Source organism: Desulfobacterales bacterium, assembly GCA_030066985.1.
Classification (GTDB): domain Bacteria; phylum Desulfobacterota; class Desulfobacteria; order Desulfobacterales; family JAHEIW01; genus JAHEIW01.
Genome location: JASJAN010000001.1, coordinates 51,322 through 64,627, shown reverse-complemented (window position 1 = coordinate 64,627; position 13,306 = coordinate 51,322). Strand labels below are relative to the sequence as shown.

The 13,306-nt window shown below is 49.7% G+C and carries 11 protein-coding genes; 6 read left to right on the top strand and 5 right to left on the bottom strand.

From position 1 onward, the window contains the following. Positions 1–127: 127 nt before the first annotated feature. The 5 genes from QNJ26_00240 to QNJ26_00220 form a co-directional block, all read right to left on the bottom strand. The gene (locus QNJ26_00240) at positions 128–1,159 is read right to left on the bottom strand and encodes a zinc-binding alcohol dehydrogenase (GenBank protein ID MDJ0983938.1); all 1,032 of its coding nucleotides are present in this window, start codon (positions 1,157–1,159) and stop codon (positions 128–130) included. Continuing rightward, positions 1,156–1,971, bottom strand: a complete 816-nt coding sequence (locus tag QNJ26_00235) for a RibD family protein (GenBank protein MDJ0983937.1) — start codon at positions 1,969–1,971, stop codon at positions 1,156–1,158. The genes QNJ26_00240 and QNJ26_00235 overlap by 4 nt, the downstream gene beginning before the upstream one ends. Before the next feature lie 29 nt (positions 1,972–2,000). Continuing rightward, positions 2,001–3,110, bottom strand: coding sequence for a CDP-alcohol phosphatidyltransferase family protein (locus QNJ26_00230; protein ID MDJ0983936.1), 1,110 nt, complete (start codon positions 3,108–3,110; stop codon positions 2,001–2,003). Positions 3,111–3,603: 493 nt separating this feature from the next. Beyond that, the gene (locus QNJ26_00225; GenBank protein ID MDJ0983935.1) at positions 3,604–5,073 is read right to left on the bottom strand and encodes an exonuclease domain-containing protein; all 1,470 of its coding nucleotides are present in this window, start codon (positions 5,071–5,073) and stop codon (positions 3,604–3,606) included. Between the two features lie 289 nt (positions 5,074–5,362). Beyond that, entirely contained in the window at positions 5,363–6,484 is a 1,122-nt protein-coding gene (locus QNJ26_00220; GenBank protein ID MDJ0983934.1) for a hypothetical protein, read from the bottom strand. Positions 6,485–6,674: 190 nt separating this feature from the next. Between QNJ26_00220 and QNJ26_00215 the strand changes: the two genes are divergently transcribed. From QNJ26_00215 to QNJ26_00190, 6 genes are all read left to right on the top strand, one after another. Next, on the top strand, positions 6,675–6,875 hold the full coding sequence (locus QNJ26_00215; GenBank protein ID MDJ0983933.1) for a hypothetical protein: 201 nt from the start codon (positions 6,675–6,677) through the stop codon (positions 6,873–6,875). Positions 6,876–7,305: 430 nt separating this feature from the next. Further along, the gene (locus QNJ26_00210) at positions 7,306–7,914 is read left to right on the top strand and encodes an RNA polymerase sigma-70 factor (protein ID MDJ0983932.1); all 609 of its coding nucleotides are present in this window, start codon (positions 7,306–7,308) and stop codon (positions 7,912–7,914) included. A 178-nt stretch (positions 7,915–8,092) separates the two neighbouring features. Next, on the top strand, positions 8,093–8,599 hold the full coding sequence (locus tag QNJ26_00205; GenBank protein MDJ0983931.1) for a zf-HC2 domain-containing protein: 507 nt from the start codon (positions 8,093–8,095) through the stop codon (positions 8,597–8,599). Between the two features lie 34 nt (positions 8,600–8,633). Further along, positions 8,634–8,837: a hypothetical protein gene (locus QNJ26_00200; GenBank protein MDJ0983930.1), complete on the top strand. Its 204-nt coding sequence runs from the start codon at positions 8,634–8,636 to the stop codon at positions 8,835–8,837. Then, positions 8,827–9,522 carry a DUF3106 domain-containing protein gene (locus tag QNJ26_00195; GenBank protein MDJ0983929.1) on the top strand — a complete coding sequence of 232 codons (696 nt, stop codon included), beginning with the start codon at positions 8,827–8,829 and terminating at the stop codon, positions 9,520–9,522. The genes QNJ26_00200 and QNJ26_00195 overlap by 11 nt, the downstream gene beginning before the upstream one ends. Before the next feature lie 392 nt (positions 9,523–9,914). Further along, entirely contained in the window at positions 9,915–13,304 is a 3,390-nt protein-coding gene (locus QNJ26_00190) for a hypothetical protein (GenBank protein ID MDJ0983928.1), read from the top strand. Positions 13,305–13,306 lie beyond the last annotated feature (2 nt).

The window sequence follows — 13,306 nt, the reverse complement described above, 5'->3', positions numbered from 1 at the left end:
GTCAGAAGACAGAGGCCAGAGAATTGTGCACGGACAACTCATTTTTTTCTGTCCTCTGTCGTCTGTCCTCTGTCATCTGACCCGAGACACCTGAGACCTTTTGTTTGAAATTCACAATACGGAAATTTCAATCCTCGTAGGTAAAAATAACCTGCAGCGCTTCATCGGGGTTCTTATCCAACAGTTCATAGGCCTCTTTTGCTCGGTTGAGGGGAAATTGATGGGTGATAAGTTGCGATGGTTTTAATCTCCGAATCATTTCCCAGGCGATTTTGAGCCGTCTCTGTTTGGTCCAGCGCCCTGAATATTCAGGCGACAGGGTGCTAACTTGGCTGCTGATCAATTGAATGCGGTTACGATGAAACTGCCCGCCCAGATCCAGTTTGGCCATCTGGTTGCCATACCAGGAACCGAGCACAATCCGGGCGCCGAAACTTGCCAGTCGGATCGCTTGATTCAGGGCCTGCGAATCGCCCGACAGCTCATACACTAAATCTGCCGGGCCGGCTGTCGATTTTTTGCTGCCCGCGCCCAATGCGTTTTCTATCGCGGCCGTATCTTCTGGATCCAGTGCATGATCGGCACCCAGATCTAAAGATGTTCGGCGTCGAGCGGCATAGCGATCCAATGTGACCAACTGCTGCAAGGGGAATAGCTTCAGCAGGGCCGTTGTGAGAAGGCCCACAATACCCTGCCCGATCACTACCACGCGCTCGCCAATAACCGGTCGGCCATCCATCAGAAAATTGACAGCCGTTTCCATGTTGGGCAAAAAAAGCGCTTCTTTCAGATCGATCCGCGCGGGGATCGGCAAAATCTCGTCTATTTTGGCCGTATAGTGGCTTTCGTGGGGATGAAAGCAAAAAATGGGGCGGCCCTGCCAACTATGATCGATGCCCGGGCCCAACTCGAGCACTTCTCCAACTGAGCCATACCCGTACTTCAAAGGGTATTGAAACGGCTTTGATAGCGCTTTTATGGTCGTGTCCATCGGCAGTCCTGACGGGATTTGGCCCCGATATATCAGACATTCGGATCCTGCGCTGATGGCCGAAAAAAGTGTTTTGATGAGGACTTCTCCGGTCCGGGGTGCCGGTATGACCTCTTTTTTTAGTGCCACCGCATAAGGTGTTTCAAATATGACTGCTGTGCGCTTCATGTGGACTTCCACCCCGGGCGCGCCCAAACGATGATATCATTGCCCAGTTGTTGATAGTGGACATGCTCACAATCCAGGAATTGAGCAATTTCAAGCCCTCTGGAGTTGAGAACCTGCAAACCGCCGACCAGTTTGGGTGCAATCGTAATTATGAACTGGTCTACCAGCTTGGCGTTTACAAAGCTGGTGATTACACGGGCGCCGCCTTCGACCATAAGGGAGTTTATTTTCTTTAGGGCCAGCAGATCCATCAGGGCGCTTAGATCGATTTTACCATCGGGACCGGTGGCACAGTTGACCGCTTTTGCACCGGCTTTTTCAAGCACCCGGATTTTTGCAACCGAATCGGTTTTGCCATTGATCAACCATGAGCTTGAATCTTCTCTTTGGACACATTTTGCATGCAGGGGGGTGCGTAAGTGGGTATCCAGGATAATGGGCTGCGGATTTTTGCCATCAACCCGTCTGACGGACAGCTGCGGGTCATCGGCCAATACCGTTCCAATTCCGACCAAGATGGCGTCACAGGCAGCACGGATTTGATGGGTCAGCTTCCACGATTGTGGTCCGCTCAATGCTAAGGGCTCATTGTTACGGGAAGCAATGCTGCCATCGATGCTTTGGGCATAACTGAGCGTTATGAACGGGCGCTTGTTTTTGACGCGGTATTGCGCGGCGTAATCCAGCTGTGCTTTTAAATCCTCTATGGACTGGATGCGGGTGTTGGCATCATTATCAACGATATTGTCGACTTCAATGTAGGTGCCAGGATCGCGATTGCGTTCAGTTTTCAATGATTTGTACGATCGCACGATGTCCCTCCCAATCATATCTACCTGATTTATAGACGGGCCCTTTTTCCCTGTCGCTCCCACAACAGTTTATTTTCCGGTTGCCATAGTGAGCCCAAACCCGAACCGGTCAGCATCAACGTCAGCGCACAGGCCAGAAGCAAGAAATTGCAAATCGGTGAATCCCATGTCATCAGGGTACCGGCCAGTATGACACCCATCAGTAATGCCATGCTGCGGGCCAAAAAGCCCAAAGCAATCATTACGCCGGCCCCTGCCAGTATTGGCAGTGCCGGTAGGCCTAATGGCATTGAAGCATCCAGTGCGGTAACAGCGACAGCGGCATCGTAAATGACAAAAATGACCGTTGCGCAAATAACCAATCGCAAAAAAACCGGTAGCAATTGGGTTGACACAAAGTCGACATGACGATCCCAGCGGGTTTGCTGAAGATGATTGACTTTCACATGACCGGCGATTACCAGTGCATCTCTGATAAATCCAGCCAATAGCGGTATCATGAAGATCGTCGCTGCCACTGTCAATGCCGGTCGAGGAAAAATCGGTAACAGGGCCACAGCCACCAAACCCATCTGGAATCCGGCAATCATTCGTTTGGCCGGATGGGGCTTGATTTTGATGACCCCTTTATTGTTCTTCTCTCGATGCCCGATATGGGCTTGAAAAACGTAATACGCCAGACTGACGACAATATAGTAAAATGGCAGTCGACCATGCCCGATGGCCAAAACAGGCGCAACCAGCAGGCCCAGCGCATCGATTTGGGTGTCGAGCCATTCACCTAAACGGGTTTCAGATCGCATGACTCTGGCCAAAAGGCCGTCGACGTAGTCCAAGAAAGCCGCAATGATATAAATGGCACCGGGTACCCAGATCAGCCAGTTGGCCCCAGCCACAGAACCTGGTGGCTCCTGAAACATGAATCCGCCCAATGCGGCGATTAAAAAGCCGCGTCCGATGGTTAGCCAGTTGGCAACGCCCAAGGCATTATGCAAAGCCGGGTTCTGCACAGAGCTGCTTTTGCCCAGGCCGAGCCATAACAGCCATAACACAACTGTGATGATGGCCATTGTTTGCAGCATCCATTGCAAAGCGGAGATCGGCTGCCAGACGAGATAAAGCCAGCAGAAACCTGCCATGCTAACCAGCAGGCCCGTAACACATGCTGTCCACCAGGCAGCTTGCAGACGACACCGTGCGGTTCCGTCGCCCTCGTTACAAGGCTGCTGTATGATGTCTGCTTTGAGCATTTTTGATTTTTAAGATCAGGTGATATCGCGGATCGCCATTGCCGACAGAATCGTCGTTGACGGCTGCACTCAGAATTTTAAAAACCCTTAGAAAACATAAGGCGTCTTTTATCGTTGGCAATCTAACAGAATAGCGCCGTTCAGAAAAAACATGCCCGCTATGCGCTTTTGATCCAGGCAATAGACAGAACCACTGTGGCCTAGATGGTAAAATTAGAAGAAAAAAGCATAAAAAATTGTGAACTGCCTTCAGATACTTAGATTTTGTTTGAGAGCAAGGCGAAATTCAATTTAAAAGCGGAGCGTACACGTTAGTACGCGAGTATTTTAAATTGAATTTGAACACAGCTATCGGACAAAAGATGGGCATCTGAAGGCAGTTCTAGAAGTTTTTGCCGATGGTGAGCTGCCTACCCGCCCCCCTTTTGGGAAAGTGATCATCAATGTAGTGTTGCAGTTCGTGAAGCAGGGACAGTTGTTCTTTATCCAGATCGCTGGATTTTTTCAAACGCTGGATTTCTGACAGAGCGGCAGTCGGGGTCATCCGGGGATTTCCCCGATAATCCACCAAGGCTTGATCCTCGCTGCTCGGGTTGACCCGGCGAATGTAGGCTTCAAATTCCGCAGCGGACTCATCTGACAGCTGCTGGGGGAAATTGCGACCCAACACGCGATTGGCTAAAACGCGGGCATCCGGGCTTGTGAGCCGCCGTGCAATGTTTTCTTTTTCTTCTGGCGGCGCTTCCTGGAATTCTTTGAACACAGCTTCATCGTTGCGGTTAAAGAAACCAATCTGATACAGGGCTGCATCCGGATCCAGATGGGGAATAAACGGATAGGTGTATTTGCGGTGATAATCGACGATTTCCTGGAAGATGGACGGGTTGGCCTGAAGCCATTTCAAGTTTTCAGTCACAACAGCCTTGCGCTCCGCACTTAATAATTTCAAATAGCGTTGGTTGGGCGGCAGCAGAAAACCGGGCTCACCGTATCGCTTGCGTACGATCCAGGTGGAGGCTTCGATGGTGTCGGGCTTTGTCTCTGTAAGAGTCGGTGAATCAATGCGCAGCCACAGGGTCTGATTTGAATAGGGTATCGAGTTTCCAATCGACAATACCGGCACCTGATACATCAGCTGGGGGCCATATTCGCTGCCCACCATCAAGCCCCAGCGATGCTCACCCAGTGCACTTTGAAAGATCGCCGGTATCTCGCCAATTCGATGCGCATCCGTCTCTTTTTCAAAATACCCCATTAGATAGTGCCACATTTTTTGGCTTTTAAAAAATCTGCGCGCCAATTCAAGGGTGGCCTCCACATCAACTGTTGCATCGTGGGCAGGACCGCTGGTCAGCTGATTGATGTCGCTAATTAGTTCCAGTTTCAATGACGGTTTGGTGTTCACTTTTGGCCAGCGAATAACCTCACGTTTATAAAGCCAGTATAAAACCGTTATGGGCAAAAGATCCATCCGTCGACAACCGTTTTTAAATTGATGCGTATACGGCGACAGCAGGTTGCGATGAAATGAAAAGCGTAAAAATTCATCATCAAATCCCAGAGAGTTATATCCCAGACTGATGGTTTTGCGCTGATTCATCTGTTGATGAACCTGGCGAACAGCCTCATATTCACTCAGTCCGTTTACCTGATGTTTTAACGATATGCGGTTTGTGATCACTGCCCCGGGAGAAGGGATGACGTCCGGGCGCAATTGTATCTGGATACTAAAGCGTTCAAGCTCATTAAGCTGCCTGTCGGTACGGATCGCTGCAAACTGCAGGATCTGGTCAAAGGCCTTGTTGAGTCCGGTGGTTTCGATATCATAAAAAAGGAACGTTTGGGTCATCATCTGATCATCTGAGTGGCCGTGAAGCTATCAGCGCTGTTTGTTGTTTTTATCCGTCGGATCTAAAACTCATCTTCTTACGGCCATTTGTCAAGTTTAAAGATGACTGCGAATGGGCTCTTTTTAGAATGAAGGATTTCGATTATTTACGGCAATGCATCTGGGATGACCACAGACGAATGCAAACTGTCGCTGATAATCAGATCTCAGAGATGAAATCAGAAAACGACGATGAAGGCAAAGGAGGGCGATCTTATTCCGGCTTTGTTATTGCTAATGGTATTTTTGGGGATTAGCGAACCGTTATGGTTAAATCACTTACTTCATAACCAAATTCGGTCAGCAGGCTCCTGGAGGTTTTAACAATTTCATCGGGATTCAGTTTGGTTTCGACATAGATGTCCATACCCTTGATTTTTTCAGGGATGCGCAGTTGATCCGAATAGCGCGAAAAGTAAGTTTTATCCTCACCTGATATCCACAGTACCTTTTCAAAGTCCTTTGAATGAATGGCGGCAAAATAGTCACACAGGTTGGTCAATAAATCCTCCCAGTAGCGGACCGGATTTGTTTTGCCGTTAAAGGTGAAGGATTTGATTTCTTTATCCATGTAGCTTTCGGGCTTGGGTTTCGATTTCCTGGGTGATTTGGTTGGGAATTTTGGAAGCCCCTTTTTGTCTGGCATGGGGATTTCGATTACTTTTGGCGGCGGCCCGATGGTGGCGGCAGGGCGGTTGGTGATTAACCATCTGTCTAAATTTTTTTCCAAAAAGCGCTCCACCATTTTTACATCGACACTGCAACCGCAAATTTTTTCGGTGGATTCACGCAACAATTCTACCAGAATCATGTTGGGCTGGGTGACCAGTTTATTCCAGGCCTCGGGAATCACATCGGCGGCCATTTTTTGATTTTTGTTTTGGTTGAGCTTTTGGGCGGCCTTTAAAGCCTGGCCGTTGGCAACCTTACTTTTATTGAGCAGATCAATCAAATTCGGCACAATGGCATCTTGGTTTTGCTTCAGCAGGTCAGCGGAGTAAAACCATTTATCCTGCGAATTACCTGCGGATTTGGTCAGGTAAAACCACCAGACAATTCCGTTGGTCAAAACTGAAATATCGACCTTTTCCTGGGCCGCAAAGCTGAGCAGCGGTTTTTGATAATTGTCCAACTTCTCGTGGACGCGTTTAACCTCGATGAAAATTTTATTGGAATTTTTGCTGCGCAGTGCGTAAGAGCAGCTTGTGGAATTGACGGCATAATCCGGGTAAACTTCATCGACATTAAAGATATCCCAGCCCAGAAATGAGAGCAAACGCAGTACCACCGCCTGCTTGGTGGACGCCTCATCGAATTTTGCAAGCTTGTTATTGTCTTTTAAACTGTTGATAAACGAATCAATCTGCTTTTTCATAATGTCCCCAAGTGTAACATAATGCAATTTGTCGGCATTTTTGCAAAGGTCGCATTATCCTATATCGGTCGATCGAAATTAAACTTAAATGTTTTTAATCACTAAAGTTTTTAATCGAATTGGCCGATATTCTCCTTACAGACAAACGTATGCAATCTTGCATGCGATCTCCCGAAAAAGGAAAATGCTGATGAAAACCAAACTATTATTTTTTTGCGGTATTGTTTTTTTAATGTTGGGATGGAAAACCAAGGACGGGGTATTGTTTTTTTTCTTTGCCGTTCACCTGTTGACGCTTGCTATTGGCGTCTTTGTTTCCCGATATGATCAAAAACGCCAGCCTGCATTGACCTTAGATACACTTCCCAAAACCGATTCTTCCGATACATAGTTATTGAGACCCCCTTAAATGGGCTAAAGGCACCCCATTAATTGATTCGATGGGGCGGTGCCTCCTGACCTGATCATTTGTGAGATGGTGCAGCGGAGCATTTTTTTTATGGCGCCCAGCCGACGATCACCGTATAATAAATACCTGAGTCTTGCATGAAAATTAATGAGAAGTTGTCAAACTAATTAAGGACAGCATATTTTGCAAATCAGCAAGTTAGACCAAAGTACCGATACGGTTAAGTCGATGAAAATCATTTTATCTCATTAATTTCCACCCAATGGGCGAGCCCTATTGAATGCCGCTTCGCGGACCCCGCAGAGGATTCAATAGGGCTCGTGCAAAATTCAGGAAATACATTCATACCCGTAGTGAGTCAGTTCTATCCCCTGGCTTTGACCGCTGATATCGATCAGGATTCATCAAGACAATGCGATTTCGCAAAAAAGAGCAGAATGCCTATTTAGCCGATTCCGACGTTCAGCTGATGCTGGCGGTCAAAAAAGGTGATCGCCATGCGTTTGATGACCTGATGCGTAAATACTATGCGCGCATTTTAAACTTTGCCTATCGTTTGATTGGCAACCGTCAGCTGGCAGAAGACATTACCCAAGATGTGTTCATGAAGGTCTATAAAAGCGCGGCGCGATATCGACCGCGGTCCAAATTTCAGACCTGGTTGTATACCATTGCCAAAAATACCTGTTTAAACGAGATGCGGCGCCATCGCCGACAGATGGTGTCACTGGATGAGCCCTTGGATGCCGAAGCAGGGGATCTCAAAAAGGAGATGCCCGATCCCGATGCTGATCCGGCTGCCGCATATTTTCAAAAGGAACAGCAAAAGCAGGTGAGAGCGGCGATAAATGATTTGCCTGAAAATCAAAAAATAGCTGTAATTTTAAAACGTTATGAGAATTTTTCTTATGCTGAAATTGCGGCCACCCTGGAAGTGACAGATAAAGCGGTCAAATCGCTGCTGAGTCGGGCCAAGGTAAACCTTAAAAACAAACTGGCTGGTATTATCGATTCGGATTAGGCGCTCAGAATTGATCCGGTGCGATTTATAAAATGCGTTTTTAAACCACTAAAACCCAAAGATCACACAGAATCTTCCGCTTATGTGACTCATATCTTTGGATTCATTGTGTCTTTGTGGTTTGATTAGCGAAACTTTTTTACATTTGGCGTGTTATACAGATTGGAGAAGTGGCATTATGAACTGTCAGCAAACAAAAAAGTTATTGCCTGTTTTTATGGACGATGCGCTGGACTCGGACCAGCGGCAGCAAGTCGCAGACCATCTGGCTGCCTGTGCCGATTGCCAAGCTGAAGCACGGGCATTGGAAAAAACCTGGGACTTGATCGGCACCCTCAAAGCCATAGATCCTGACCCCAATTACAGGGTTCGATTTTGGCGGTCTGTTGATGCCGGCCACCCCTGGCATGCCAGGTTGCTGCAAGTTGTTCAGTCGCTATTTGCGCAACCGCGCCGGGTTCCCGCCGCTGCTGGAGCGGCAATCGTTGTGTTGCTCGGCGTGATAACCGTCAGTCAATTACTTCAAAAACCGCAAATACCATCCGTATTGGCCGGGCTTAATGATGCTGAACTGGAGATGGTTGCCAAACTAGAGATGGTAGAAGATTATGAGATTATTCAGGATATGGATTTTTTTTCGGATTTTGAAATCATCGAAAAGCTGAATGGCCTTGGGGCTTCTTAAGCGGCCGGGCGAACGCAGAGAGCGCTTAGCTTAAATGAATATCAAAAGAATCATCTTTGGAATTGCGCTTGTGATTTTATCACACGCATCTGTTGGCTTTACCCAGGACGAAGCCCTATCTGAGGATGACTTAGAGGTTATTCAGATTTTAGAAATTTTGGAAAACCTGGATTTATTGGAAGAAGATTTGGACCTTTTGGATACAATGACCGATATTGGAGAAGACGATGACAGCTAGACAACCGCAGGCCATCAACATATTTTTTGGTTTTATCATCCTGCTGATTTGCGCGTTGATAAGCCCGGCGGCCATGGCGTCCCCGACACATCGCGCGGGTATGGAAACGCAACCGCTTAAAGCCTATATGGATTCGTCCATCGCCCAGCAGGCCAAGCGTGATCAACAAGATGATATCCGTTATGATCTAGCACAGAATGATGACAGTCAGTCAAGCGCACGTCAAAAATGGCAAAACCTTTCGCCGGAACAAAAGCGTCAATACCGTCAACGATTAAAGCGCTGGAAGCAATTATCGCCGGAACAAAAAGCAAAAATTAAGGCCAGATACGAGCGCTTTAAAAACCTGCCGCCGGAAAAGCAGAACCGAATTCGCAAGAACTGGCGCCGCTATCAGCAACTGGAACCCTCCCAGCGCGAGAAAGTGCGTGAAAGATACCGACGCTGGAAAAATTTGAGTGAATCCGACAAACAGCGCATTCGGGAACGCCGCCGCCGCTTTGAAAACATGACCCCGGAACAGCGCAAGCGTTTGCTTGAAAAAAGAAAAAAATGGCAAAATTTATCGCCTGAGAAGAAACGTCAGTTGCGAGAGAAGTACCGCCAACGACGCCGGCAGAATGCCGACAACCCAAGACAATTCAATCGAAATTATCGCCCGCGTCGCGGCAATCGGCAAAATTGACCCCCATATGAACCTCCTGTGAAAGCCCCGAGCATCCAAAGCGGCATCGGGGTTTTTTGTGCCTCTTACCGCCCCAGTCTCGAAATCCATTCAACGGCTAAACCGTCACCATATAGATATATAGAAGTGATAGGTATATAGGCAGCGCCAACATAGCAGTTGACAATTGTGCGTGACTGTGGCTTGATATTATATCTGCCAATCGTCAAGCCGATCATCATCCAAGACATTGACGATTGCTCCAGTATTCCCTGAGGAGTCATTTCCGCCAATTAAGCTTGTCCCAATCGAGCGCGTGCCCGCTTTTATCAATTTTTCAAATAAAATTGTAGATATGCCTTACGTGTACTCGGATACGGCAATCTCAAATTTGTCCCAGCACGAGGTACGTTATGTTTGCCAAATTACAAGTCTACAAGTTGATCCCGCGATGGGCCGCCTTTGCGGCTGCGGCGTTGTTGGCCCTTTTGTCGTTGCTGACCATAGCGGTTTGCACCACTTACGCAACGCAGATCTTGAATCCGGAGATGCCGCAAATCCTGCAGCAGGTGTCAGCTCAGATGCCCGCTGATTGGCACCCCCGGCAAATGCACAATGGTGACGTCCATCTGCACAATCCGCTGCAGCGGCTAAATGCCCAAATTGACCGCCACGGGATACATCTAAAGGTGCAAGACAGATACAGATTAAACATGCGGCTTTTGCGTTTTGGTTTTAATGGCCGCTTAAAAATACCCCAAGCGGGCCGCGCCGATATTGACGGTGTGCGGGTGGATGTGATGCACGCCACCGGTCTATACGAATGGTTTATTAACACCCCGCTCGGCATCGAGCAGGGTTTTACCCTGATGCCAGTTTTTGCAGAGTCCCAAAAAGAGACCGATGCATCAGGGTCGCATCTGTTTGAGCTGCATTTTGAACTAGGCGGTGATCTGGTCCCCGAATTAACAGCGCAAGGGCTTGATTTTAAAGATCGCACCGGCAGGGTCAAAATGCATTATAACCACTTGCTGGCCTTTGATGCCCAGCAGCAAATCTTGCCGGCACGGTTTGCGTTGGCCGGAAACCACCTAACCATCACGGTGGATACCAGCGGTGCTGTTTTTCCGCTGACGATTGATCCCTTGTTTAGCTCCGAGCAATCCTTAACGGCATCCGATGCAGCTGCTTTAGACCAGTTCGGCGACGCGGTGGCCGTTGATGGGGATACCATCGTGATCGGTGCACCCTTGGACAATTCGGGCACATCCACCGATAGCGGTGCGGCTTACGTTTTAGTGCGCGATCCATCAACCGGCGTATTCTCCGAGCAGCAAAAGTTAACGGCATCCGATGCGGCGGCTGAAGACAACTTCGGCAGTGCGGTCGATGTGGACGGTCATACCATTGTTGTCGGTGCGCCCCTGGTAAATTCAGGCACTTCGCCGGATACCGGCGCGATATATGTATTTACGCGCGATCCCACGGACCCCACAGATCCCTGGACCGAGCAGCAAAAATTGAGCGCCAGCGACGAAGCTTCGGGTGACCGTCTCGGTACTTCGGTTTACCTGGAAGGCAATACCGTGGTGGGGGGTGCGCCGCGCAAAGATGATGGCACCACTACTGCTGCCGGTGCAGCCTATGTGTTTAGCCGCGATCCGGACGATGCCACCGACCCCTGGACCGAACAGCAAAAACTGACAGCCGGCGATGCGTCAGCCGAAGATCAGTTTGGCACGTCTGTTTCGCTAAACGGGAATACCATTGTGGTCGGCGCCCCGCTGGACAATCTGGGCACCTCATTTGATGCCGGCTCGCTGTATGTGTTTACCAGAGATCAAGCGCTCAGTTCTGACCCCTGGACGCAACAACAAAAACTGACGGCCAGCAATGCCGGTGCCGACGACCGTCTGGGAACATCAGTTTCAATTGATGCCAACACCATTTTGGCCGGTGCCCCCCGGGAAGATACCGCCGGCTTTGTCGACTCAGGTGCCGCTTATATTTTCACCCGCAGCTCGGCATCGGCCGGTTTTAGCGAGAAGGAAATTTTAAGGGCGACCTTTACCGGCTCCGATTTTCAATTTGGCACCTCTGTTTTTGTGGAGGGTGCCACTGCGATGATCGGCGCCCCGCTGGAACGGATTTTGACCTCCACCGACGCCGGTGCAGCTTATCATTTTGTGCGAGACCCGCAGTCCGGCGACTGGAGCCAACAGCAGCGGTTGACGGGCAGCAGTCCGGAGGCACAGGCTGAATTCGGCGGTGCAGTTGGAATTAGTGCCGGCACCGCTATTTTAGGATCCGCAAAAAGAAATCAGGGAACATCCACTTCTGCCGGCGCTGCGTTTGTGTTTGTATCGGAGCTGTTGTCTGATGAAATCTCTCAGGAGACTGACATTCTAACCGCTGACGATGCAGCCGCCAATGACGCTTTTGGCAGTGCGGTGGGGCTCAGCGGAGATAACACCCTGATCGGGCTCCCTAAAGCCGATTCGGGAGGGGATCTGAATACCGGGGCGGTTTCCGCTTTCGAGCGCAATCCAAACAACCAGGTGTTTGATGACGAGGCCACCTTAAAAGCCGGTGATAAAGCGGCATTTGATACCTTTGGTGCAGCCGTGTCGGTTGATGCCGACATCGCGGTTGTCGGTGCGCCCGATGACAATGTTGGCGCTGATGCCGATGCCGGCAGCGCCTATATTTTTACCCGCAATTCGGCCAACGGCGACTGGGATCAGACCGATCAACTGGACGCTGGGGCCGATGTGGATCCTCTCGACAAATTCGGCAGTGCTGTAGCGATTGACGGCGATGTGATCCTGATTGGTGTGCCCTTTCACAACCCGGGCGCCGTGCCCGATGGCGGTGCGGCCTTTCTTTTCAGCCGCAATCCCGCCGAGGCCGCTGCCAATCAATGGACCGAAACGGACAAACTGACTGCCGGCATTGATGAGGATATGGATGACCGCTTCGGAACAGCAGTGGCATTAAACAGCGATACGGCCCTGATCGGAGCGCCGTTTGAAGATAACGGCGGGGCGGTTTTTGTTTTTGTGCGCAATCCCGATGACAACAGCTGGACACGACAGCAAAAGCTGACTGCCGCAGACTCAGACGCAGGAGATCAGTTCGGGTATTCGGTTACTGTGTTCGGCAACACGGCCATCATCGGTGCGCCCCAGGCGGATGTCACCGGTGGAATCGCTGCCGGGGCGGTGTATATATTTACCCGTGATCCATCGGATGTAAGCGATCCGTGGACAGAGCGCCAAAAACTGGAAGGCCTGGATCCAGCGATCGGTGATGCGTTCGGCACGGCGGTATCTCTGGTGGGCGATATAGCTGTGATCGGTGCGCCGGGTGTGGATTTGCCGCTGAATATGATGGTGCGTGTCGATGCCGGTGCTGCTTACGATTTCAGGCGGGATCCGGATACGGGGGAGTTCAATCTGCTTTCCGAACTGACCGCCTCCGATGCGATGGCTGACGAAGCCTTTGGTACGGTGGTCATCGTTGCCTGCGATACCATTATCATCGGGGCGCCGGATGTTGATCTGGGTCTATTGACGATGAATGCCGGCGCCGTTTTTGTTTTTCAAACCTTTGAGGACGCGGGTGACTCAAATGGCAGACGCAGCAGCAGCAGCGGATCTGGGACATGCTTTATTGACACATTAAGATCGGATCTGGAAATCAGTACACCGGTATACCTGCTGGCGGCAGCGATCTTTGCATTGGTGTTGACTTTGTTAAGATATGTGGGATGTAGAAAGATTGGTGTGCGGCGGCAGCGTTAGGA